Below are 24291 nucleotides of genomic sequence, written 5' to 3'. Positions count from 1 at the left end.
CCTCAGCGTAGGCAGTGCCGGACGTAGGTGCGCCCCGTCCCCTGTTCTCGGGGACGGGGCGCCACGGAGAGGCGTCTCGCCGGCACGAGGCTTGGCGCACTCCCTGAACCCTCACGGGCGGTCCGGCTCTCGCCGTGACCCTCGGCAACATGGCCCGACTTGCGACCGGCTGGTCGCCCCGGGCTCCCGGTGCGATCAGCTAGAACAGTTCTAGCACTGCCACGCGTGGGGCGCATCCTTTCCATGTGAAGACATTGTCTTGGTAAAGCGTCCAGCAGGTTACCGTCGACCCGTGAGCGCCTCTCTCGTCCTGCAGCGGCCGTTCGACCCGGCACCGGCGCTCGCCTCGCTGGTCGCCCATGCGGTCCCCGGCGTGGAGACGGTCGACGCCGGGATCGTGCGACGGGTCGTCCGGCTGGACGACGGACCGGCGCTCGTCGAGGCCACCCTGGACGCCGACCGCATCGCGCTGCGCTCCACCGCCGGCTCGGAGGCCGCCCTCGCGGCGCTGGCCGCGTCCTGGTTCGGGCTCGCCGACGACCTCGACGCCGTGCTCGACGCGTTCGGGGACGACGACGTCCTCGGGCCGCTCGTCCGGGCCCGGCCCCGGCTGCGGGTCCTGGGCCATCCGGACGGTTTCGAGGCCGCCGTGACGACCGTGCTCGGCCAGCAGGTGTCGCTCGCCGCGGCCCGCACGTTCGGCGGTCGGCTGGCGGCCGCCTACGGCGCCCCTGGCCCCGGTGGCCTGACCCTGTACCCGACAGCGGGACGGCTCGCGGCGGTCGACCCTGTCGAGCTGCAGGCGGTCGTACGGATCACCCACTCGCGCGCCCGCACGCTGCACGCGCTCGCGCGGGCGTGCGCCGACGGGCTCACGCTCGTGCCGGGAACGCCGGACGCCCGGGACCGGCTCCTCGCCCTTCCCGGGATCGGCCCGTGGACCGCGGACTACCTCGCCCTGCGCGTGCTCGGCGACCGCGACGCGATGCCCGTCGGCGACCTCGTGCTGCGGCGGGCGCTCGGCGTCGGGTCCGCGACGGACGTCACCCACCTGGCGGAACGGTGGCGCCCCCTGCGCGCCTTCGCGGCCGTGCACCTGTGGACCTCGACCGCGTACCTGCTCTGAGCAGCGCGAACGCGGTCCGGTGTCGGCGCGGTCACGATTCGGTCCCGCCCACGCCGATGCCGTCACAGTTGAGTCACAGCCCACCCGCAGCCTCACCCCCGGCCCTACGTTCACGGCCATGAAGCCGACGACGAGCCGCCCCGCAGCCACAGTCCGCGCCCGGACCACCCGCCTGGTGGTCGCCGGCGTCATCGCCCTCGCCGCCACCCTGAGCGCCTGCAGCGGCGGCGACAGCGGTGACAGCACGTCCGAGGCCCAGTACGACGGCGGCAACGACCAGGGGGCGGTCGGTGCGGACGAGGGGGGCACGGACCCCGGCACCGTCGTCGAGCAGGACACGGCCGACGGTTCCGTCGCCCCGGCGGCCAGCACGGTCGACGCGAACCGTCAGGTCATCCAGACCGGGGACGTCGCGATGGCCGTGAAGGACCCGCGGGTCGCCGCCGACGCGATCGTGCGGCTCACCGAGGAGGCCGACGGCCGGGTCGACGACCGCGCCGAGAAGGCCCAGACCGACACGGAGGTCGGCACCGCCACGCTGACCATCCGGCTCCCCGCGGCCGCGGTGAGCCCCACGCTGGTCGCCCTGCGCGAGCTCGGCGACGTGGAGTCGGTGAACCTGACCAAGAAGGACGTGACCGGGGCCGCGCAGGACCTGGACGCCCGCATCCACGCGATGGAGCTCTCCGTCGACCGCATGACCACCCTCCTGGCCACGGCGACGACGCACGACGACATCATCACCGCGGAGAACGCCCTCACCGACCGCGAGGCTGCCCTGGAGCAGCTGCGGTCGCAGCGCGCCGCGATCGCCGAGCAGGTGTCGCTGTCGACGATCCACGTCGCGATCGTCGGCCCGGACCTGCCGCCGTACGTCGCACCGCCCGCCCCCGTCGAGCCGCCCACCGGTCCGCAGTCGTTCGTCGAGGGTCTCGTGGCCGGCTGGGACTCCCTCGTGGTCGTCGTCTCGGGGATCGCCATCGTCCTCGGGGTGCTCCTGCCCTGGATCGCCTTCGGCGGCGCGATCGCGGCTCTGGTCGTGGCGGCGGTGCGCTGGACCCGGCGCTGGCGCGGCCCGGCGACGGCTCAGCAGCCGGTGGCGGCGGGCGTCGGCACCGTGTTCGACCCGCCGTCCGCACCACCCGTGGACCCTGACCAGCACCAGCCGCGCTGACCTCAGCCGGCCGACGCCGCCCGCCGCACGGCGTCGACCGACCGGGCGACGTCGTCGGCGTCCGTCGACCAGTTGCTCACCGACACCCGCAGCACGTCCCGACCCTGCCACCGGGACCCGGACATCCACGTCACGCCGTCGGCAAGCACGCGTGCGGTGACCGCCCGGGTGCGCTCGTCGGAGCCGAACGCCACGCAGACCTGGGTGAACACGACGTCGTTGAGGATCGTGGCGCCGTCGACGGTGGCGATCCCGTCGGCGATCGCCCGGGCGTTCGCCACCAGGCCGTCCACCAGGTCCTCGACGCCGCTGCGCCCCAGCGACCGCAGCACCGCCCAGACGGGAACGCCACGGGCGCGGCGGGAGAGCTCGGGCACCTTCTCCAACGGGTCGCCCGACCCGCTGAACGTCGCGAAGTAGTCGGCCTGCATCCCGACGGCGCGACGCAGCGGCTCGGGGTGCGCGACGATCGCCAGGCCGCAGTCGTACGGCACGTTGAGGGTCTTGTGCGCGTCGGTGGCCCACGAGTCGGCGAGCTCGTAGCCGGCCACGAGCCCGCGCAGTCGCGGTGACGCGGCCGCCCAGAGCCCGAAGGCACCGTCGACGTGGACCCACGCGCCGTGCCGGTGCGCGACGTCGATCGCCGCGGCCATCGGGTCGAACGCGCCGGAGTGCAGGTTGCCCGCCTGCAGGCAGACGACCGTCGGCCCGCTCCCCTGCGCCAGGGCGCGCTCGAGGTCATCGACGACGAGCCGGCCCTGGTCGTCGGCGGCCACGACCGTCGGCGTCCCGAGCCCGAGGTACCGCAGCGCGAGGTCGAGGGTCTCGTGCCGTTCCGCACCGACGAGCACCCGGACCCGCGGGCCACCCGCGAGGCCGTCGCGACCGACGTCCCACCCTGCGTCGGCGAGCACCTGCTGGCGGGCCGCGGCGAGGCCGGTGAAGTTGGCCATGGTGGCGCCCGTGACGAACCCGACGTCGGCACCGGCGGGCAGACCGAGCAGGTCGAGCGCCCACGCGGCCGCCGCGTCCTCCACCGCCACGACGCCGGGCGTCGAGTGGCGCATCGCGGTGTTCTGGTCCCAGGCGCTCGTGAGCCAGTCCGCCGCGAGCGCTGCCGGGTGCGTGCCTCCGATCACCCAGCCGAAGAACCGGCCGGAGGGCATCCCCATGAGTCCCGGCTCGATGCCGGTGGCCAGCTCGTCGACGACCGACTCGGGTGCGGTCGGCCCGTCGGGCAGCGGTCCGCCGAAGGCCTCGGCGAGCGCGTCGGGGTGGGCCCGCGGGTGCACCGGTCGCTCGGTGAGGGACATCAGCCACTCACGCGCGTGGTGCGCTGCGCGGTCGAGCGCCGGCGCGAACGCGGGCCACCGTGCCGTCATGGCGTCCAGCCTGCCACCGCCGGGTCGCTCGAGGGCCCGGCCTGCGGTTTCACCCGGTCGATTCGTCCGGCGTGTCGTGCCGACCGGCGGTTTGCGTCGGGTGGGTCACCCGGACGGTCGACTCCGGGGACCCGGGCGGTGCCTACCGTCGAAGGGTGTCTGACCGGCCGGACGTCGGTGGAGGAGGTGGCCGTGAGCACGACGGGCAAGGACCCGCAGTGGCGCGACGCCGAGCGCTTCGCTGAGCGGCACGCCCGCACGGTCCTGGCCCGCACCGACGTCCGCGTCACCGGCCCGGGGTCCGCCACCGAGCTGGACCTCGTCGGCATCGACTTCGCGGGACGCGTCGAGCACCGCCGCAGCCCCGTCGGGCGCAGCGACCTCGAGGACCTCCGCGCCGCGGCCGGCTCGTTCGTCGCTGTCTTCTACTCCCGCTCCGGGTTCACCAAGACCGCCCTCCTGTGGGCGGAGGAGCACCACATCGCCCTGTTCGGCTACACCGACACCGGGTACGCCAGTCCGGCCAACCCGTGCGCGGCCGAGCTCGTGCACCGCGCCCAGACCGAGTCCGAGCACCACGTGCGGACGGCCACGGAGCTGGTCTCGCGACGCGCGAACGCGGCCCGGCAGGAGGCCGAGCGCCGGGAGCGCGAGGCGCTCGCGCTCGAGCTGCGCGCGGAGGACGAGGCCCGCCGGGCGGCCGAGCGGCGCCGGGTCCGTCGGGACCGCTCGGAGCGGGTCCTGGGCCGGACCGTCGCACTGCTCCTGCAGATCCAGATCGAGCCCGGCGCCCTCGCCGCGACCGTCGACCGGCTCGAGCACTCCACGATCGTCGCCGCCGTGACGGACTCCGCGGACCGCCTCTCGATGGGCGACCGCCCGCATGCGGTGGCGCTCCTGCGCTCGATGTTCGACGACGCCGCCGCGGTGCTCGAGGTCCTGACCCCGCCGACCGCACGCGACACCGCGAACTACCGGACCTCACGCGCCGCGGTCGAACGCGGCCTCGACGCGCTCGACGCGGCGGACGGCGCCGGCAGCGTGGGTCACGTCGCGCCCGAGCACGTGGCGACGCAGCTCAAGGCGGCCGAGCTGTCCTGGCGGTCCCTCGTCAGCGAGCTGGGCAAGGCCCTGCCGGCGCCGCTGCTCGGCGACGTCCCGGTGCCTCGCCGCGCCCGCCACCTGACCTGGTCGGGCGGGATCTGACCAGGTCAGGTCGCTAGAACCGCCCGGGGGCAGCGTCCACCGGCGTCGAGGCCCGGTGCTCGCTCGGCATGAGGATCCACAGCAGCGGGTAGACCAGCAGCTGGCTGCCCGGCAGCACGAACAGGATCAGGACGAACAGCAGTCGCGCATGGAACGGCGCGATGCCGAACCGCTGACCCAGCCCGGCGCACACACCGCCCAGCACACGGCCGTCGACCGGCCGGACCAGGCCCTGTCGAGCCATGCCGTCGTGGATGGTGCCCATGGTGCTGCTCCTCTCGTGCCGGTCAGGGGCGACCGGACGTCCCCAGCATGCCGCGCCGGTGCACGCCTCTGCATCGGTGATCGCCCGGAAACCGACCCTGAGTGCGCCTACTTGTCCCCCTTGCCCGGACCCTTGCCCTTCGGGGGTTCCTTGGCGGGCGCGGGCGCCGTCTTCTGCTCCGCCGCAGCCTGCTCGGCCGCAGCCTGCTCCGCGGCCGCCTGCTCGGCGGCTGCCTGCTCTGCGGCTGCCTGTGCTGCCGCCGCCTGGTCCGCTGCGGCCTTCGCTGCCGCGAGCTCCGCAGCGACGCGGTCGAGAGCGGCGTCGATCTCCCGGTAGCGCGTCGTGGACACCTCCCCCGCGTCGGCCCCTGCGTCGAGGGACGCCTGCGTGTCGACGAGCAGGACCTGGGCGTCGGCCCACCGCGCCTCGCTCGCCGCCTGCGTCACGTCGAGCACCGACTGCTGGAGCGACGACGCGCGGTCGGCAGCGAGCTCCGGCGCGCTGCCGCAGCCCGCGCACACCAGCACGGCGCCGAGCACAAGGGCCGGGATCCGCACGTGACTCATGGCTCGACGCTCTCTTGCAGCTGCGTCAGGGACTCGCCCACGGGACCTTCGACCGCGGGGTAGGACGGCGGGACGACCGGGGTCCCGGCGCCGTCGGCGAGCCGGCCGACCAGCAGCGTGCCGCCGGCGAGGAGGACCACCGCACCTCCGACGAGCGCGGTCCGGACCCACCGGCGCGGGGGCGGCACGGCGATGCTCGGCGGGGCCGGGCTCCCGTCGGCCGTGCTCTCTGCGGAGTCACTCTCCGCGGTGGGGCTCACGGCGGTGGGGCTCGCGGCGGTGGGGCTCACGGCGGTGGGGCTCGCTGCAGTGGGGCCCTCGTCGGGGGGGCTCCCGGCGGTCGGGCTCTCGGCGGCAGGCAGCACGAGGGTCTCCCCCGACGCACCCGCCAGGATCGCCGCCAGGTCCTGCGCCACCTCCCACGCGTCGGGCCGGTCCTGCGGCGCCAGCCGGGTCATGCGCGCCAGGAGGTCACCGAGCCGGGGATCGAGGTCCTCCGGCACGTCGGGCGGTGCGATCAGCCGAGCGGTCGTGACCTCGGCCATCGTGCCGGTGAAGGCCGGGCGACCGGTCGCGCACTCGAGCAGGACCAGGCCGAGCCCGTACACGTCGCTCGCCGGTCCCAGCTCGCTCCCGGTGGCCTGCTCGGGGCTCAGGTAGCTCATCGTGCCCAGCGTCATGCCCGTCATCGTCAGCCGGGTCGCGTCCGCCAGCCGTGCGATGCCGAAGTCGGCGAGCTTGACCGCGGGCTCACCCCGACGCCGACCGGTGTCGAGCGCGTCGGCGCTGGTCAGCAGGATGTTCGCGGGCTTGAGGTCGCGGTGCACGATCTCCCGCTCGTGCACGGTCGCGAGCGCCGCGGCGACGTCCCGGCCGACCCGCGCGGTCTGGTCGACGTCCAGGGCCCCGTCCCGGAGACGCTCGGCGAGCGTGGGACCCTCGACGAGCTCCATCACGAGGTACACCTGCTCGGAGCCGTCGTCGCCGTGCACGGTCCCGGCGTCGTGCAGGGTGACCAGGCCCGGGTGGCTCAGCGTGGCGAGCACGCGGATCTCGGCGCGGTTGCGCAGGAGGTCGTCCGTCCCGTGCAGGACCGCGGGGAAGAGCTTGACGGCCACGTCCCGCTCGAGGAGCACGTCGTGCGCCCGGTGCACGGTGGCCATGCCGCCGCGGCCGATGACCCCGTCGAGCCGGTAGCGGTCGCCCAGGAGCGGGCGCTCGTCCGGAACGGACGAGTCCGGGGGCGACTCACTGACATGGTCGAGCATGGGAACCGACGCTAGGCGCACCACCCGGCGGTCGCATCCGGGGACCGGGCGAATCCCGGTGGCACACTGCGGCGATGAGCATCCCCGAACCTCGCGCGTTCAGCGCCGACTGGGTCGCGGCGTGGAACGCCCACGACATCGAGGCCGTCCTGGCGCACTTCCACGACGACGTGGTCTTCACGTCCCCCACGGCTGCCCGGGTGGTGCCGGCCAGCGGCGGGGTGGTGCGCGGCAAGGCCGCGTTGCGCTCGTACTGGACCGAGGCGCTCGCACTGGTCCCGGACCTGCACTTCACCGTGGAGCGCCTGTACGCCGGCGTGAACGTGCTCGTGCTCGGCTACCGCAACCAGGCCGGTGGCCTGGTGGACGAGGTGCTGGTGTTCGCCGACGGGCTGGTGGTGGAGGGGCACGGGACCTATCACCTGCCCGATGGCGGGTAGGAGAACGTTATCGACGGTAAGCGTGTTCCGATGAAAGGTTTCACTCCGTAGTTGCTCACCTGCGTCCGTACCTACGTTCCCCTGAGGGCTGAGCCGCGCCCCCGACGAAGGCGTCGGCCGTGAACGCAGGAGGAAGCACCATGTCGCACCCTCGCAGAACCATCCCGTGGCTGATGGTGGCCACGATGGCCACCGGTGTCGGGATCGCCGTCGCACCACCCGCGACCGCGGCAGCAGGTTGCCGCGTCGACTACACGGTGACCAACCAGTGGTCCAACGGCTTCGGAGCCGACGTCAAGATCACGAACCTCGGGGACGCGGTCAACGGCTGGACCCTGACGTGGTCGTTCGGCGCCGGGCAGACGGTGATCCAGGCGTGGAACGCGGCGACGACGCAGAGCGGCGCCCAGGTGACCGCCAGGAACGTCTCCTACAACGGCGGGATCGCGTCCGGCGCGAGCACCTCGTTCGGGTTCAACGGCACGTGGTCGGGCAGCAACCCGATCCCGACGTCCTTCGCGCTCAACGGCACCACCTGCACGGGCGGCACGTCGACGCCGACCACCAGCCCGACGACCACGCCGACCACCACGCCCACGGCGACTCCCACCGCCACGCCGGAGCCGACGCCTACCGCCACCACGCCGCCCGCGGGCGCCTGGCAGGCGGAGAAGCTGGACCGCGGGCTCATCAGCGTGCGCTCCGGGAACAACAACCTGGTCCAGTGGCGGTTGCTCGGCACCGAGCCGGCGAGCACCGGGTTCAACGTCTACCGCGGCGGCACCAAGATCGCCGGCCCGATCACCGACTCGACCAACTACCTCGACGCCGGGGCGTCCGCAGGCGCCACCTACACCGTCCGCGCGGTGGTCAACGGCACCGAGCAGGCGGCGTCGGCGACGTCGCTGACGTTCGGCAACGGCTACCTCGACGTCCCGATCCAGAAGCCCAGCGGCGACTACGTGGCGAACGACGGCAGCGTCGGCGACCTGGACGGTGACGGCCAGCTCGAGATCGTCCTGAAGTGGGACCCGACCAACGCCAAGGACAACTCCCAGGCCGGCGTCACCGGCAACGTGTACGTCGACGCGTACAGGCTGAACGGCACCCGCCTGTGGCGGATCGACCTGGGCCGCAACATCCGGGCCGGCGCGCACTACACGCAGTTCCAGGTCTACGACTACGACGGCGACGGCAAGGCCGAGGTCGCGATGAAGACCGCCGACGGCACCCGCTCGGGCACCGGGCAGGTCATCGGCGACGCCAACGCGGACCACCGGAACTCGTCCGGCTACGTGCTGTCGGGCCCGGAGTACTTCACGGTGTTCACCGGTCAGACCGGCGCGATCGGCGCGACGACGAGCTACGTGCCGGCCCGCGGCACGGTGTCCAGCTGGGGCGACAGCTACGGCAACCGGGTCGACCGGTTCCTGGCCGGGACCGCCTACCTCGACGGTCAGCGGCCGTCGATCATCATGGCCCGCGGCTACTACACGCGGGCGGTCGTCGTGGCGTGGGACTACCGCAACGGCCAGCTGACCCGGCGGTGGACGTTCGACTCGAGCTCGAGCACCTCCGGCAACAGCACCTACGCCGGGCAGGGCAACCACTCGCTGTCGGTCGCCGACGTCGACGGGGACGGCAAGCAGGAGATCCTGTACGGCGCCTCGGCGATCGACGACAACGGGGCAGGTCTGTGGAACAACCGCACAGGCCACGGGGACGCCGGGCACGTCGGCGACCTGATCCCGAGCCGCCCGGGCCTCGAGTACTACAAGGTCACGGAGAGCACGACCCAGCCGGACTCCTGGATGGCCGACGCCCGCACGGGCCAGATCCTGTGGAGCACCCCGGCCACCACCGACAACGGTCGCGGCGTCTCCGACGACATCTGGTCGGGCAGCGCCGGCGCCGAGTCGTGGTCGTCGTCGGACTCGCAGCTGCGCAACACGTCCGGCCAGACCATCGGCCGCAAGCCCGGGTCGGCCAACTTCCTGTCGTACTGGGACGGGGACACGACCCGTGAGCTGCTCGACGGCACGCACATCGACAAGTACGGCACGGGCGGCGACACCCGCCTGCTGACCGGCGCCGACGTGCGGTCGAACAACGGCACGAAGTCCACCCCGACGCTGTCGGGAGACATCCTGGGCGACTGGCGCGAGGAGGTCATCTGGGCGCGGTCCGACGAGTCGGCGCTGCGCATCTACGCGACGCCGACGCCGACGAGCACCCGCGTGTGGACCCTGCTGCACGACCAGACCTACCGGGTCGCGATCGCGTCGCAGAACACGGCGTACAACCAGCCGCCGCACACCGGGTTCTTCCTGGGCACGCCGTTCACGCTGCCCGCCCAGCCGAGGATCAGCACCCCCTGATCTACGCTGCCGGTCGGACCGTCGCCCCCTCCTGGCGGTCCGACCGGCGGCCTTCTGGAGACGCGTGACCACCGAGACGACCCTGCGGTACGACTCCCCCGCGGACCTCTGGACGGACGCCCTCCCGCTCGGCAACGGCCGTCTCGGCGCGATGGTCTTCGGCGGCGTGGCGGTCGAGCGGCTCCAGCTCAACGACGACACGTGCTGGTCGGGAGCACCGCGCTCCGGCTCGGCCCCAGACGGCCCGGCCGCCCTGGCCGCCGCCCGGGAGGCGCTCGAGCGGGGCGACGTCCGTGCGGCCGAGCGGCAGGTCCAGCGCCTGCAGGGCGGGTTCGTGCAGGCGTACCAGCCGCTCGTCGACCTCTGGCTGGAGCAGTCCGAGGCGCCGGACGGGTACGAGCGCTGGCTCCGGCTCGACGAGGGCGTCGCGGGCCAGTCGTGGGCGTCGGGTACCCAGGAGGCGTTCGTCAGCCACCCGGCGTCCGTCGTCGTCGTGCACCGCACGTGGTCCGGCGGACCGCTGCGCGTCCGGGTCACGTCGGAGCACCCGCTCGATGCGCCGACCGGCGGCGGCTCCGGCTGGTCGGCCACGCTGCGCATGCCGTCGGACGCACCGCCCGACTACGTGCCGGGGACGCACGTGACCCGCGACCTCAGCCCCGGGACCAGCATCACCGCCGCCGTCGCGCTCGAGGTGGTCACCGACGGCGTCGTCGTCGCCGGTCCGGACGGGCTGCTGCTCCACGACGCGACGTGGGCGACCGTCGTGGTCGCCACGTCGACCGACTACGCGGGGCCGACCACCCCGCTGCACGGGGACGCCGACGCGCTGCGGGCGCGAGCGGTGACCACCGCGGCGACCGCGGCAGCACGGGGTGCGGCAGCCCTGCGCGACGAGCACGTCACCGACCACTCCCGACTCTTCGACCGGGTGACGCTCGAGCTCCCGAGCGCGGCGAGCGACCTGCCCACCGACGAACGCGTCCGTCGGCACGCGGCGGGCGAGGCGGACCCCGGGCTCGCCGCTCTCGCGTTCCACCTCGGCCGCTACCTGCTGATCGCCGGATCGCGTCCGGGCACCCTCCCCCTGACCCTGCAGGGGATCTGGAACGACGCCGTGCGACCGCCGTGGTCGAGCAACTACACGATCAACATCAACACGGAGATGAACTACTGGCCCGCGCTGAGCACCGACCTCGCGGAGTGTCACGAGCCGCTGCTGCGCTGGGTGGGCGACCTGGCCGCGTCGGGCACCCGCACGGCGGCCGAGCTGTACGGGCTGCGCGGCTGGGTGGCCCACCACAACTCCGACGCCTGGGCGTTCACCGAGCCCGTGGGCGACGGCACGAGCGACCCGACCTGGTCGTTCTGGCCGTTCGGGGGCGTCTGGCTCGCCCGGCACCTGGTCGACCACGACGAGTTCACGGGCGCGGAGGTCGGCCGCTCCGTCGTGCTCGGTGCCGCACGCTTCCTGCTCGACTGGCTGGTCGACCTCCCCGACGGCACGCTCGGCACCCGACCGTCGACGTCCCCCGAGAACTCGTTCCTCGCCCCGGACGGCCGGCCCGCCGCGGTGACGACGTCGACCACCGCGGACCTCGCGATGGCCCGGGACCTCCTCGAGAGCGTCGTGCGCCTCGGCGGACCGGCGGACCTGGTCGCGGAGGCGGCCGCCGCGCTGGAGCGGCTGCCGGCCGAACGCGTGGCGCTCGACGGACGTCTGGCCGAGTGGTACGACGACGTGGCGGACGCCGAGCCGGAGCACCGCCACCAGAGCCACCTGTTCCGCGTCCACCCGGGCACCTCGATCGACCCCGACCAGGCACCCGACCTCGCGCGCGCCGCCGGTGCCAGCCTCGACGCGCGCGGCCCCGACACGACCGGCTGGTCGCTGGCGTGGCGCCTCAACCTGCGCGCCCGGCTGCGCGACCCTGCGGGAGCCGAGGCGATGGTGGACGCGTTCCTGCGACCCGCGGGGACGGGGCCGGGCGTCTACCGCAACCTCTTCTGCGCGCACCCACCCTTCCAGATCGACGGGAACCTCGGCTTCACCGCGGGCGTCGCCGAGCTGCTGCTCCAGTCGCACCGCACGGTCGGGGCGCTGCGGGAGCTCGACCTGCTGCCGACGCTCCCGGCGTCCTGGCCGTCGGGGTCCGTGCGCGGGCTGCGTGCGCGCGGCGGGGTGTCGGTCGACCTCGCGTGGGACCGGCACACCCTCACCCGCGCGCGCCTCGTGGCGGACCGGGACACGACGGTCCTGCTCCGTCACGCCGGCACGACCCGGCGGCTGGACCTGCGCGCGGGCGAGGCGTGGTCGCTCACGCCGTGACCGGGACCGCCGCACCGGCCGACACCGAGACCGTCCGCCCGGTCAGCGTGGCGTCCTCGACCGCCTCCGCGAGGAACCACCCGACCTGCGCGCGCGAGACCTTCGTGCCCTCGATGGACCCGTCGGTCGACGTCGTCGGCGGACCGGCCCACGGCTCGTCGGTGAGGGTGACCGGCTGGACCTCGACCCAGTCGAGCCCGCTCGCGCGCAGCTCGGCGCCCTGGCGCTCGGTGTCCGCGATCTGCGGCCGCAGCAGCACCGCGAAGATCAGCCGGTTGACCAGCGGGAGGCCGACGCTCGTCGGCCCGGTGCCGTAGGACGTCTGCACGACCACGCGGCGGACCCCGTGGCGACGCATCGCGGCCAGCACGGTGTGCGTGCCGCGCGAGCGGATGTCGAGCGGGGTGCCCGACGGTCCGCGCAGGCGCACCCGCACGGCGTTCTCGGTGATGCCGAGCGTCACGACGACGGCGTCCTGACCTTCGACCAGCCGCCCGACCAGTGCGGCGTCGGTGGCGTCCCCGTCGATCCCGCGGACCCCCGGCAGCGTCGAGGCGTGGCGCGAGAGCGCGGTGACGTCGTGACCTCGGCTGACCAGCTCGGTCACGGCGGCACGGCCGGAGCCGCCCGTCGCTCCGACGACGAGAACCTTCATGATCTGTCTCCTTCGATGCGGTGGGGAGTGCTGTGGTTCCCACCTCACCAGCGACAGCCTGGACGGTCTATGATGAACCGTCGCACATTCATGGCAGATCATCCAGGAGGATTCGTGACGGTCGTCGACCTTCCCTGGACGCCCGTCGACCCCGTCGGCGAGGCCCTGCGCCATCTGCGCGTCACGGGCGTGTTCTACAGCCGCACCGAGGCGGACGGCCCGTGGGCGGTCGACATGCCCGCGTTCGGCGACTGCGTCAGCTTCCACGTGGTGACGGTCGGCGAGGCGTGGGTCGAGGTCGAGGGCGCCCCGCCCGTCCGGCTCGTCCCGGGCGACCTCGCGCTCGTCCCGCACGGCCGGGGCCACCTGCTGCGCAGCGCCCCGGGGGTGCCGTCGCTGGGCCGGGTCGACGAGCTGCCGCAGGAGTTCCTCAGCCCGAACTACTCCGTCCTGCGCCACACAGGAACCGGGAGCCACGTGGAGCTGATCTGCGGCGTGCTCTCGGTGGACGGGGCCGCCTCCCGGCTCCTGCTGGACCTGCTGCCCTCGGTCGTGCACGTCGACGGCCGGCAGGGCGGAGCGTGGATGGCGGCCACGCTCGCGCTCACCACCGAGGAGCTGACCCACACCCGGCCGGGCGGCGAGGCCGTCACCACCCGCTTGGCAGACATCCTCGTGATCCAGTCGATCCGCGCCTGGCTGGACGCGCAGCACGTCACCACCGGCTGGCTCGGCGCCCTGCGCGACCCGCAGCTCGGCGCGGCGATCACCGCGGTGCACCGCGAGCCGGGCCGGCCGTGGACCGTCGCGACGATGGCGCACGAGGCCGCGATGTCCCGGTCCGCGTTCTCCGCGCGCTTCACGGAGGTCGTCGGAGAGCCGGCGATGCAGTACGTCACCCGCGTCCGCATGCACGTCGCGGCCGACCGGCTCGGGTACGGGCGCGCCACGGTGCGCGAGGTGGCCGGGGACCTGGGCTACGACTCGGAGGCATCCTTCAGCCGCGCCTATAAACGGGAGGTCGGTGTGTCCCCCGGCAGCACCCGCCGGTCCTCGTCGGTGCACGCCGGCTGATCCGGACGCGGACCGCCCGGGATCCACCGAGCGGGGTGCCCGGCTCGCCGGTGCGGCGGCCCGGGCACCCCGGATCAGCTCATCGGTCGGTGCTCAGGCCCCGACCCTGGTCCACTGCTGGTTGGTGGCGCCCAGGCAGTCCCAGATCTGGACCTTGGTGCCGTTGGCGGTGCCGAAGGCGCTGACATCGAGGCACTTGTTCGCGCCGACGGCGGTGATGCTGCCGTTGCTGTTGAGGCGGAACTGCTGGTTGGTCCCCCCGTTGCAGTCCCAGATCTCCACCCCGGTGCCGTTGGCGGTGCCGCGGCCGACGACGTCGAGACACTTCGTGCCGTTGTACAGGCGCAGCTCACCGGCTGCGGTCAGGGTGAGCTGCTGGTTCGCACCGCCGTGGCAGTCCCAGATGGCGGCCAGCGCCCCGTTCGTCTGGGACGCCCCCGCGATGTCGAGGCACCGGTTGGACGCCACGCCGCGCAGCGCGAACGTGGTGGTCGGCTGCTGGGTGCCCTGCACACCGGCCGCGGCCATGACGGCGCGTGCGCCGCTCGGCCAGTTGCCGCCCGTGACGACGACCGTCCCGGTGTTGGTGTTGCCGCGGGTACCGGTCCTGACGTTGCTGCCGTTGTTCACCGTCCAGTTGTTGGTCAGCGTCAGGTTGCCGGTGTTGTTGTTCGCCCACTCCTGCGTGTAGGCCCAGGTGCCGGTGCTCTCGAACACGTTGTTCGCGGCCGACACGTAGCGGGAGCCCTCGTCGAAGTACAGCCCGAGCCAGCCGTTGGTGTTGCGGAAGTAGTTCTGGTTGACGGTCGTGCCGGGGCTCGCCGAGAGGTGGTAGAAGGCACCGGCGTCGGTCATCTGCTGCACCACGTCGTGGACGTAGTTCGCCGTGACGCGGTTGTTCGCCGCGACCGTGGCCGTGGTGTACCTCGGCTGGTAGTTGTACAGGCCGCGGTCGATGTAGTCCTGGCTGCCGCCCGGGTCGTTCGCGCCCCAGCCGTAGCCCAGGGCGATGCCGGAGTACGGCAGGTTGTACAGCTCGTTGTTCGCCATCGCCGAGCTCGCCGTGTACGTCATGAGCAGACCGACGTGGCTGCGGTACTCGGTCGCGACGTCGTGGACGACGTTGTTGCTCAGGGTGATGTTGCGGTTCGTCATCCGGCTGTCGCTGGGGTGGTGCGCGTCGGCCTGGACACCGCCGACGATCACCGCTCCGGCGGAGAGGTACTCGAACACGTTGCCGTTCGCGGTGACGCCGCTGGCACCGAGCCCGACGCCGGTGCCGTGCGCGTTGGCGTCGTTGCCGATGCCGAGCCCCACCTGGCCGAGGTTGGTGAACCGGTTGTTGGTGAAGGCGACGGTGTTGGCCGCCGACACCTGGACGGCCGCCGGCATCTGGCGCCAGGCGGGCCGGGTCGCCTCGAAGAGCTGGCAGCCGGACTGGCACGACGTGAGAGCGTCGCCCGGCCGGTTCCAGGCGCCGTACATGTACGCGCCCGTCTGCTGGTCGGCGTAGCCCTGGTTGCTGCTGGGCTGCAGCCAGCTCGTGCCCGAGAACTGCAGACCCACGAAGGACAGGTGGTGCGCCGGCGCGGCATAGGTGCCACCGACCCGCAGCAGGGACTCGAGCCGCGGCAGCTGCACGTCGGCGGTGGCCATGTTCTGCCCGGAGAGCGGCTTGTAGAACAGCGTCCCGGCGGCCGTGTCGAGGTACCACTCCCCTGCCTCGTTCAGGAACTCCCGCGCGTTCAGCAGGTACATCGGCCCGGCGCGGAACGGCTTGGTGAGCGTGTCGTAGCCCCACGCGTTGTTGTTCCAGGCGGGCTGCTGCATGGTGAGCGTGTTGTTGGCGATGGTCTGCACCGGCACGTAGCGGTCGGTGAACGAGTTGACCGTCTCGAGCTCGACCCGGCTCTTGTTGGCCAGGTTGTTGAGGTACGACAGCGCGCCGTTGGTGAACGTCAGGCCGGTGTTCGTGAAGGTGAAGTCGCCCCGGTTGACCTGGGTCCGGGCACGGGTGGCGATCCGGCCGTCGACGAACAGCTGCCGCGCGTCGAAGCCGGTGCCGACGGAGGCCCGCCAGATGTTCTGCGCGGAGTCCGCGACGGACCACCCGGTGACGCGCTGCGCGCCGGAGATGATCGGCCGTGCGCCGGCCGCCGCCTGCCAGATGACCGTGTACCCGTTGGCACCGGAGTCGGCCGCCGTGAACGTGAGCGGCGCGCTCAGGGTGTACGTGCCGGCGGCGAGCTGCACGACGATGTCACCCGTCATGCTCGGAGCGATCGTCCGGACGGTGGCCTGCGCCTGGGACAAGGAGCACGGCGCCGCGGAGGTACAGGCGGTGCCGGAGCCGGACGGCGACACGTACACGGTCTGCATCACGGCGGCGCTCGCCGGCGGCGCCAGGGCCGTGACGCCACCGACGGCGAGGACCGCGGCGACGGCGAGCCGCAGGACGGACCGGCCGGGTGGCGACGGTCGGGGGGTGACGGAACGCAGTGCCACGAGAATCTCCTCGGTTGTCAGCTCAGGCAGGTCAGGTCGGGCCTGGTCAGGGCAGGATCCACTTCTGGTTGGCGGCGTTCGCGATGCACGTCCACAGGTGCACGACGGTGCCGTCGGCGGGGTTGTTGCCCGAGACGTCCAAGCACTTGCCCGACTGCGGGTTGCGCAGCGTGGAGTCGGACTGCGCCGTCCAGGTCTGGTTCGCGCCGCCGTTGCACGTCCACAGCTGCACCTTGGCGCCGTTCGCCGTGCTGTTGCCGCTGATGTCGAGGCACTTGCCGAGCGCCTGCAGCGTCGAGGCGCTGCGCGTCCAGGTCTGCCCCGCACCACCCGAGCACGAGGACAGCTGGATCTGCGTGCCGTTCGCCGAGCTCCCGCCCCGCACGTCCAGGCACTTGCTCGCGAGCCCCTTCACCGGACCCACCCCGGTCTGCGGGGACCCGGACTCCTTGATCCGGAGGTTGCGGTAGGAGACCGCGTCCGTGCCGCCGTGGTTCTGGATGCCGACGTAGCCGTCGAGGTTGCGGTTCGGGTCCGTGTTGGTGAAGTCGTTGATCAGGGTCGCGTTGAGGTACACCCGCAGCCGCTGGCCCTCCACGAGCAGCTCGAAGGTGTTCCACTCCCCCGGCGGGTTCAGCGCCGCGTCGCGCGCGGCGATGTCGGCGGACCTGACGCCGTAGATCGCGCCGGTGGTGCGGTCGGCGGCGTCCGTCGCGTCGATCTGGACCTCGTACCCCTGGTTCTGCGCGATGTTCGGGTCGTTGCCGGGGTTGGGGAACCCGACGAAGACGCCGGAGTTGCTGTCCCCGGTCACCCGGAAGTCCGCCTTGAGCGAGTACGAGCCGAACTGCTTGGCGTTGTACCAGAGCAGGCCCATCCCACCGAACGTGGTCAGGGTGGCGTCGGTGTTCGTGAAACCTCCGGGGCCGGCCTGCGACCAGCCGGTGGTGGAGCCGTTGTACAGCGTCGTGTACCCGGTCTCCGGGCGGCAGTCGGCGTCGGCGCGCTTGGCGGTGTAGCGGATCCCACCGAGGATCTCGGTGCGGAGCGCCGCCTCCGAGAACGACGACTGGCTGTGCCCGAGGCCGGTGTAGAACGACCGTCCGCCGTCGAGCGTCTTGCACCAGGTGATCGGGTGGTCGGCGCCCATCGTCCCGCCGGAGTAGGTCGACTCGTCGAGCGTCGACAGGACACGCGCGGTGGACCGCGGGTTGGTGCGGTAGTTGTACAGCTCGTCGGTGCGGGTCCAGACCTGCGCCAGGTGCGACGTCGCCGGGTGCGCCCGGTTCTCGGTCCTGACGCCGACCTGCTGGATCGCCGGGTGCGAGGAGAAGTAGGCGCCGACGAGCTGCCCGTAGAAGGACCAGTCGTACTCGGTGTCCGCCGCGGAGTGGATGCCGACATAGCCGCCGCCGCCGCGGACGTACGACTCGAAAGCGGTCTGCTGGGTGGCGTTGAGCACGTCGCCGGTGGTGCTGAGGAACACGACCGTCTCGTACTGGGCGAGGTTGGCCGTCGTGAAGGCGGCGGCGTCCTCGGTCGCGGTGACCGTGAAGGAGTTCGCCGCGCCCAGGTCACGGATCGCCTGGATGCCGGCCGGGATGGAGTCGTGCCGGAAGCCGGCGGTCTTCGAGAACACGAGGACGTCGTACGGCGGGTCCGCGGCCGAGGCCGGCATCGCTGTGGCGAGGGTGCCGGCGGCGAGCGCGAGAACGGCGCCCGCACCGACGAGTTGGCTGCGCATCAGATTTCCTCCGTCTACGAGGGCGGGTCGGGCGCCGGCGCGGTGCGCGGGCGCGCGACCCGTCAGGTCAGGGCAAGATCCACTTCTGGTTGGCCGCGTTGGCGATGCACGACCACTGGTGCACGACGGTGCCGTCCGCGGAGTTGTTGCCGTACACGTCCAGGCACTTGCCGGAGAGCGCGTTGCGCAACGTGCCGTCGGACTGCGCGGTCCAGCTCTGGTTCGCGCCCCCGTTGCACGTCCAGATGTGCACCTTGGCGCCGTCTGCGGTGCTTCCGCCGCTGACGTCCAGGCACTTGCCGTACGCCCGCAGCGTCTGACCGGTGCGCGTCCAGGTCTGGGGCGCACCACCCGAGCAGGAGTACAGCTGGACCTGCGTGCCGTCCGTCGAGACCCCGCCCCGCACGTCCAGGCACTTGCCTGCCAGACCCTTCACCGGACCCACCCCGGACGGCGGGGTGCCGGTGCTGAAGGTGAAGCTGTCCACGTCGAACAGCAGGCCCGTGCCGCCGCTGAAGGAGAGGTACAGCGACGTGGTGCCCGCGGGGGCACCGCTGATCGGGGCGGTGACGGTGGTGAAGGTCTCCCACGAGCCGGTCACCGGGATCTGCGCCGAGCCGATGACCGTGCCGGTCGGTGAGCCGGTGCGGAGCTGCACCGTCCCCCCGGCGCCGGCCGACGACACCCGCAGCAGCACCGAGGTGGCGTTGTTGAGCGTGTACGGGTCGAACTGGATCCAGTCGCCGTTGTGGATGTCGCCGACCGTCATGCCCCCCTCGGCCGTCGTCTTGGAGTACGTGAGGATGCCGGAGGAGGTCCTGAAGTGCTCCGCCTGACGGTGCCGCGGCTGCAGGAGGCTCTGGCCGTGCGTGGTCAGCCCGCCGTTGTCGGTGTACGACGCGTCGAAGACCGGGAAGATGTTCGCCGCGTCGTCGTGCTCACCGTCCACCGGGATGACGATCGTGCCGGAGCACCCGGTCTGCTCGGTGATCTTGTGCGCGTGCTGGTCGTGACCGAGCTGATAGGCCATGGTGACCTTCGAGCAGTCGATCGTGCCGTCCTCGGGGTCGGTGACCGTGACGCTCCACGGGACGCTGTCGCCGAACGACACCAGCTGCCCGGCGGAGGGCAGGTTGACGACCACCTTCGGCGCGGTGTTGCCGACACTGACCTGCACGCTGGACGTGCCGGTGGCACCCTGCGGGTCCCGCACCGTCAAGGTGGCGGTGTAGGAGCCGTTGGCGGAGTACGTCTTGGTGGGGTTGGCCGCGGTCGAGGTGGTGCCGTCGCCGAACGCCCAGGAGTAGGACAGCGTGCCGCCGTCCGGGTCGTTGCTGCCGGCCGACGAGAAGCTCACCGTCAACGGTGCCGTCCCTGAGGTGGGGGTGGCGCTGGCGGCGGCCGTCGGGGCACGGTTGTTGCCGCTGCCGACGTAGTCGAACCGGTACAGCGCGGAGTTCGCGTCGCCGTTGCCGAAGCCGGCGCCGTAGTCCAGCACGTACAGCGAGCCGTCCGGGCCGAACTGCAGGTCGATGACCTGCTTGCCGCTCCACGGGAACGAGTCGATCAGGCCACGGGAGCCGTCGGCATTGACCGTGATCGGCTTGATCCAGCCGCGGCCGAACTCGGCGGCGAAGAACTTGCCGTCCAGCGACTGCGGGAACTTCGTCGTCAACGGGTTCGCCGCGTCGTAGCGGTACACGGGGCCGGCCATCGGCGACTCGGAGCCGCTGCCGAACTCGGCCGGGGAGCCGGCGTCACCGGCGTAGCGGATCCAGGCCGGCTGCGCGGGTGGCAGCGTCTGCCGGCCGGTGTTGCGGAACGAGTTGTTGGTCGGACCGCCGGCACAGCTGAACTTCGCACCGGTGCTGTTCGTCGCGAAGTTCCACTCGTTGTAGGTCTCGGCGGTGCTGTTGCTGCCGGTGCAGTACGGCCAGCCGTAGTTACCCGGCGCGGCGACCCGGTCGAACTCGACCTGGCCGGAGGGGCCGCGGGCGGAGCTCGTGGTGCCGGCGTCCGGGCCGTAGTCGCCGACGTAGACCACGCCGGTCCCCTTGTCGACGGTCATCCGGAAGGGGTTGCGGAACCCCATCGCGTAGATCTCCGGCCGGGTCTGCGCCGTACCGGGCGCGAACTGGTTGCCCGCCGGGATCGAGTACGTGCCGTTGGCGTTGACCTTGATCCGCAGGATCTTGCCCCGCAGGTCGTTGGTGTTGCCCGCGGAACGCTGCGCGTCGTAGGCCGGGTTGCGGTTGGTCCGCTCGTCGAGGGGCGAGTACCCCGCCGAGTCGAACGGGTTGGAGTCGTCACCCGTCGACAGGTACAGGTTGCCGGCCGCGTCGAAGTCGAGGTCGCCGCCGACGTGGCAGCAGATGCCCCGGTTCGCGGGCACGTCCAGGATGTTCACCTGGCTGCTCATGTTGACCGTGAAGTTCGAGTTCAGCGTGAACCGCGACAGGCGGTTGACCCCCGCCCAGGTCGCCCAGGTCGAGTCGTTGCCGGTGGCCGGCGCGTCGCCGCTCGGGGTGCTCAGCGGCGGTGCGTAGTACAGGTAGACGTAGCGGTTCGTGGCGAAGTTCGGGTCCGCCGCGACGCCCTGCAGACCCTCCTCGTCGTGCGTGTAGACGGGGATGTTGCCGATCACCGAGGTCGTGCCGTTCACGTCGGTGCGGCGCAGGGTGCCGTTGCGCGCGGTGTGCAGGACCGACCGGTCCGGCAGCACCGAGATGGTCAACGGCTCACCGACCTCGCCGAGGCCCTTGGCGAGGGTGACCTGCTGGAAGTCCGTGGGGTCGATGGCGGCTGCGGCCGGCGTCGCCGTGGCGACGGCGACCGCCGTGACACCTCCGACGACCAGCGCGAGCGCCATCGCTGCGGCTGATCGACGTGGTGGACGAGTGCGGAGCATCCGGGCGTGCCTCCTGACGGTGCGGGCCGGCTGAGCGCGCCTCGACGGTGAGGGCGCTCGCTGCTGGCAGCCGACGGCTCTCTCGAACGGCGTTGTTCGGGCGGTCGAACCGGTCGAAAACGTAACTCGTATGATGTATGCCGTCAATCATGTGAAGTGTTTCAGAAACGTCGGTTTCGTCGACGGTTTCGGCCCTCCCCCGGTCCGCGGTCCCGGGGTGGTGCGCGGCTCCCGAGCGCGGCGTAACGTCGCTCGGACCAGGTCCGGACGGGCAGCGACGGAGGGTGACCAGCGATGAGCATGATGGCCGACATGATGAAGTCCATGCCGATGGCGGACATGGCCGGTATGAAGATGCCGATGATGCAGGACTGCATCGAGGCGTGCTCGGCAGCCGCGATGGCCGCCACCATGTGTGCCGACGCGGACGGCGGCGAGGGCATGGGGCGATGTGCCTCGATGTGCATGAGCACCGCGGACGTCGCGACGACGATGATGCGGATGATGATGCGCCCGGCCGGCTACGACATGGGCGTCATGACCTCGATGATGACGGCGTGCATGACGATGGGTGAGGCCTGCGCGGCCGAGTGCGCGATGCACGCGGAGATGTCCGAGCACTGCCGGATCTGCGCCTCGGCGTGCACGGCGATGGTCGAGGCGTGCCGGGCGGCGATGTCCTCGATGCAGACGGCCTAGCCGGCGACCGGACGCGCCGAGTACCAGGCGCCTCCGAGAGCGACCACCTCGGCCACGAGGTGCACGGCGACGGGCTCCCCGGTCGCGGGTGCTGCCCTCGTGGCCAGCACGGTCGCGCCACCGTCCAGCAGGGCGACGGTGACGGTGTCGGGCTCGCGGGAGATGACGATCCCGTCGCGCCAGGCGCTGGGCGAGGCTGTCGCGACGGCCTCCTGGATGGGGAGAAGGTCGATACGGGTACGGTTCGGCACGGTCTGCTCCAGGTCGGGCGATGTCCACTGTCGGTCCGCACCGTCGTCGAGGACGGTGTCGGGCTGCGCCGCGGGGCGGCGGGTCAGGTCCTACCTGCGGCGTGACGCCTGCAGGGAGCTGCTCAGAGCTGCTGGGACCGGGAGGACGGAGTCCTCAGAGACACATTCGACACAGACACCGGCGCGTCGACATGACGTCGACGTGGCGCACGATGCTGGTGGTGGACATGCCACGAGTGTGAGCACGCGTCCACATGCTGTCAAGCAGTCTCGGATGCCGGACGCCTCCCGCTCACCGCCCGAGCTCCCTGGCCAGCGCGTCCGGGCTCGTCGTGGGGAGGTCACACACGAACCCTCGGCACACGTAGGCGGCCGCGACGCCGGAGACCAGCGGTCGGTCTCGGAGCAGCGGCAGCCCGTCACCCCCCGGCTCCCCCACCGCGACGACCACCCCGGGGGCCGACGAGCGCAACGCCGCGAGGTGCAGCGCCCGCCGGGCCGGGTCGCCGTCCCGCCCGACGACCGCCACCTCGCGCGGCCCGTCGAGGAGCGCCTCCACCACCGCGAGCGCGGCGCCCGCGGCCCGCGGGAAGCGGGTCGCGATCCCCAGCGGACCCCGCAGCGCGCGCTCGGCCGCCTCCCGGTGCCGCAGCGACCCCGTGAGGGCGGCGTAGGTCAGGAGGGCGCCGGCCGCCGCGGACTGACCAGCCGGGGTGGGCCCGTCGGCGGGGTCCTGGAGGGCCCGGATCCTGCCGAGGACGGCGTCGGTCTCGTCGTCGGCCGTGTCCCGCAGCCCGCCGTCCGTCGCAGCGAAGTGCACCAGCGCTGTCTCCAGCAGCTCCCCGGCGGCACCGAACCACACCTGCTCGCCCGTGATGGCGCTGAGTGTCAGCAGCCCGTCGGCCACGTGGGCGTAGTCCTCCAGCACGCCGGGCGCGGAGCCGGCCGCCCCGTCGCGCGAGGCCCGCACCAGCCGCACGGACCCGTCGGGCGCCCGGCGCGCGTGCGTCTCGAGCAGGAAGCGGGCTGCCTCCGTCGCGGCATCGAGCAGGTCGGGACGGTCGAGCAGACCACCCGCCTCCGCGAGCGCCGCGACGGCCAGCCCGTTCCACCCGGAGACGACCTTGTCGTCGCGCGCAGGCCGCGGGCGCCGTTCCCGGTCCGCGCGCAGCCGCGCCCGCACGTCGTCGAACCGCCCGCCGTCGGTCGGGTCGGCGCGCCGTTGCAGCACCGAGGTCCCGTGCTCGAACGTGCCCTCGTCGGTCACGCCCAGGACGTAGGCCGCCCAGGCGCCGTCGTCGTCCCCCAGCACCTCCCGCAGCTGCGCGGGGCTCCAGGCGTAGAACGCACCCTCGCGGCCCTCGCTGTCCGCGTCGAGCGACGACGCGAACCCACCTTCGCCCGTGCGCAGCTCGTCGAGCATCCACTGCGCGGTCTCCGTCGCGATGCGGCGCGCGAGCGCCGAGCCCGTCGCCCGCCACGCGTGCAGGTACACCCGCAGCAGGAGCGCGTTGTCGTAGAGCATCTTCTCGAAGTGCGGCACCACCCATGCGGCGTCCACCGAGTACCGGGCGAAGCCACCGGCCAGCTGGTCGTACATCCCGCCGCGGGCCATCGCGTCGAGCGTCGTCTCCGCCATCGCGAGCGCCTGCGCGTCCCCTGTGCGCGCGTGGTGGCGCAGCAGCCACTCCAGCACCATCGACGGCGGGAACTTGGGGGCGCCGCCGAACCCTCCGCGCGCGGCGTCGAACGTGGTCGTCAGTCCGGTGAGAGCGCGGTCGACGACGGACGGCTCGACCTCCTCACCCTCCGCCGGCCGCTCGGCGAGGGCCTCCGCGATGATCCCGGCGCTCTCCTCCACCTCGCCGCGGCGCGTCGTCCACGCCGCCGCGACGCTCGCCAGCACCTCCGTGAACGACGGCGTCCCCCGCACCCGCCGCGGCGGGAAGTACGTGCCGCAGAAGAACGGCTCGCCCGTCGGCGTCGTGAACACCGTCATCGGCCAGCCGCCCGACCCCGTCATCGCCTGCGTCGCCGCCATGTAGACGGCGTCGACGTCGGGCCGCTCCTCGCGGTCCACCTTGACGCACACGAAGTGCTCGTTCATGAACGCGGCCGTCGCCGGGTCCTCGAACGACTCGTGCGCCATGACGTGGCACCAGTGGCACGCCGCGTACCCGACCGAGACCAGCACGGGCACACCACGGGCGGCCGCCTCCTCGAACGCGGCGTCGCCCCACTCGACCCAGTCCACCGGGTTGCCGGCGTGCTGCTGCAGGTAGGGGCTCGTCGCGGACGCGAGGCGGTTGGTCACCGACCCA

The 24291-nt window shown here is 72.6% G+C and carries 18 protein-coding genes; 8 read left to right on the top strand and 10 right to left on the bottom strand.

The window, feature by feature from the left end:
* The first annotated feature begins 292 nt into the window (after nt 1–292).
* Together ASD16_RS02980 and ASD16_RS02975 are read left to right on the top strand one after the other, a co-directional pair.
* Nucleotides 293–1126: a DNA-3-methyladenine glycosylase gene (locus ASD16_RS02980; RefSeq protein ID WP_055912611.1), complete on the top strand. Its 834-nt coding sequence runs from the start codon at nt 293–295 to the stop codon at nt 1124–1126.
* A gap of 118 nt (nt 1127–1244) precedes the next feature.
* Nucleotides 1245–2300: a DUF4349 domain-containing protein gene (locus ASD16_RS02975; RefSeq protein ID WP_055912608.1), complete on the top strand. Its 1056-nt coding sequence runs from the start codon at nt 1245–1247 to the stop codon at nt 2298–2300.
* A gap of 2 nt (nt 2301–2302) precedes the next feature.
* On the opposite strand, the gene ASD16_RS02970 is transcribed toward ASD16_RS02975, so the two are convergent.
* A complete protein-coding gene (locus ASD16_RS02970) occupies nt 2303–3682 on the bottom strand; it encodes an aminotransferase class V-fold PLP-dependent enzyme (RefSeq protein ID WP_055912604.1) in 1380 nt (459 codons plus the stop codon).
* Between the two features lie 192 nt (nt 3683–3874).
* On the opposite strand from ASD16_RS02970, the gene ASD16_RS02965 reads away from it, so the two are divergent.
* Nucleotides 3875–4888 (top strand): hypothetical protein, encoded by a 1014-nt coding sequence (locus ASD16_RS02965; RefSeq protein ID WP_157453770.1) that lies wholly within the window; start codon nt 3875–3877, stop codon nt 4886–4888.
* A 13-nt stretch (nt 4889–4901) separates the two neighbouring features.
* On the opposite strand, the gene ASD16_RS02960 is transcribed toward ASD16_RS02965, so the two are convergent.
* The 3 genes from ASD16_RS02960 to ASD16_RS02950 all read right to left on the bottom strand — a co-directional run bounded on the left by ASD16_RS02960 (nt 4902) and on the right by ASD16_RS02950 (nt 6987).
* Nucleotides 4902–5153: a PspC domain-containing protein gene (locus ASD16_RS02960; RefSeq protein WP_055912598.1), complete on the bottom strand. Its 252-nt coding sequence runs from the start codon at nt 5151–5153 to the stop codon at nt 4902–4904.
* 107 nt (nt 5154–5260) lie between these two features.
* Nucleotides 5261–5719, bottom strand: a complete 459-nt coding sequence (locus tag ASD16_RS22000) for a hypothetical protein (protein WP_200942820.1) — start codon at nt 5717–5719, stop codon at nt 5261–5263.
* Nucleotides 5716–6987 (bottom strand): serine/threonine-protein kinase, encoded by a 1272-nt coding sequence (locus tag ASD16_RS02950; protein WP_055912592.1) that lies wholly within the window; start codon nt 6985–6987, stop codon nt 5716–5718. The genes ASD16_RS22000 and ASD16_RS02950 overlap by 4 nt, the downstream gene beginning before the upstream one ends.
* Before the next feature lie 74 nt (nt 6988–7061).
* Between ASD16_RS02950 and ASD16_RS02945 the strand changes: the two genes are divergently transcribed.
* From ASD16_RS02945 to ASD16_RS02935, 3 genes are all read left to right on the top strand, one after another.
* Nucleotides 7062–7427 (top strand): nuclear transport factor 2 family protein, encoded by a 366-nt coding sequence (locus ASD16_RS02945; protein ID WP_055912589.1) that lies wholly within the window; start codon nt 7062–7064, stop codon nt 7425–7427.
* A gap of 185 nt (nt 7428–7612) precedes the next feature.
* A complete protein-coding gene (locus ASD16_RS02940) occupies nt 7613–9805 on the top strand; it encodes a cellulose binding domain-containing protein (RefSeq protein WP_235523082.1) in 2193 nt (730 codons plus the stop codon).
* Nucleotides 9806–9869: 64 nt separating this feature from the next.
* Nucleotides 9870–12134: a glycoside hydrolase N-terminal domain-containing protein gene (locus ASD16_RS02935; protein WP_055912584.1), complete on the top strand. Its 2265-nt coding sequence runs from the start codon at nt 9870–9872 to the stop codon at nt 12132–12134.
* On the opposite strand, the gene ASD16_RS02930 is transcribed toward ASD16_RS02935, so the two are convergent.
* On the bottom strand, nt 12124–12789 hold the full coding sequence (locus tag ASD16_RS02930) for an NAD(P)-dependent oxidoreductase (protein WP_055912582.1): 666 nt from the start codon (nt 12787–12789) through the stop codon (nt 12124–12126). The two genes, ASD16_RS02935 and ASD16_RS02930, sit on opposite strands and share 11 nt — an antisense overlap.
* Nucleotides 12790–12903: 114 nt before the next feature.
* Here ASD16_RS02930 and ASD16_RS02925 point away from each other — a divergent pair, with 114 nt between their 5' ends.
* Nucleotides 12904–13863: an AraC family transcriptional regulator gene (locus ASD16_RS02925; RefSeq protein ID WP_235523081.1), complete on the top strand. Its 960-nt coding sequence runs from the start codon at nt 12904–12906 to the stop codon at nt 13861–13863.
* 93 nt (nt 13864–13956) lie between these two features.
* Here ASD16_RS02925 and ASD16_RS02920 read toward each other — a convergent pair whose 3' ends face one another.
* The 3 genes from ASD16_RS02920 to ASD16_RS02910 form a co-directional block, all read right to left on the bottom strand.
* Complete coding sequence (locus ASD16_RS02920) at nt 13957–16368, bottom strand: RICIN domain-containing protein (RefSeq protein WP_200942818.1); 2412 nt, start codon at nt 16366–16368, stop codon at nt 13957–13959.
* Nucleotides 16369–16414: 46 nt separating this feature from the next.
* Nucleotides 16415–18112 carry a ThuA domain-containing protein gene (locus tag ASD16_RS02915; RefSeq protein WP_055912575.1) on the bottom strand — a complete coding sequence of 566 codons (1698 nt, stop codon included), beginning with the start codon at nt 18110–18112 and terminating at the stop codon, nt 16415–16417.
* A gap of 67 nt (nt 18113–18179) precedes the next feature.
* Nucleotides 18180–20981: a PQQ-dependent sugar dehydrogenase gene (locus ASD16_RS02910; protein WP_200942816.1), complete on the bottom strand. Its 2802-nt coding sequence runs from the start codon at nt 20979–20981 to the stop codon at nt 18180–18182.
* 333 nt (nt 20982–21314) lie between these two features.
* Here ASD16_RS02910 and ASD16_RS02905 point away from each other — a divergent pair, with 333 nt between their 5' ends.
* Complete coding sequence (locus ASD16_RS02905) at nt 21315–21719, top strand: hypothetical protein (RefSeq protein ID WP_055912569.1); 405 nt, start codon at nt 21315–21317, stop codon at nt 21717–21719.
* Here the strand turns inward: ASD16_RS02905 and ASD16_RS02900 are convergent.
* Nucleotides 21716–21970: a hypothetical protein gene (locus tag ASD16_RS02900; protein WP_055912566.1), complete on the bottom strand. Its 255-nt coding sequence runs from the start codon at nt 21968–21970 to the stop codon at nt 21716–21718. The genes ASD16_RS02905 and ASD16_RS02900 overlap by 4 nt on opposite strands.
* A gap of 292 nt (nt 21971–22262) precedes the next feature.
* Nucleotides 22263–24284: a thioredoxin domain-containing protein gene (locus ASD16_RS02895; RefSeq protein WP_055912563.1), complete on the bottom strand. Its 2022-nt coding sequence runs from the start codon at nt 24282–24284 to the stop codon at nt 22263–22265.
* Nucleotides 24285–24291: the final 7 nt, after the last annotated feature.

This window comes from Cellulomonas sp. Root485 (assembly GCF_001426705.1).
Classification (GTDB): domain Bacteria; phylum Actinomycetota; class Actinomycetes; order Actinomycetales; family Cellulomonadaceae; genus Cellulomonas.
Note: the sequence above shows the minus strand (reverse complement) of the source record. Positions and strands in the feature narration are given on the sequence as shown.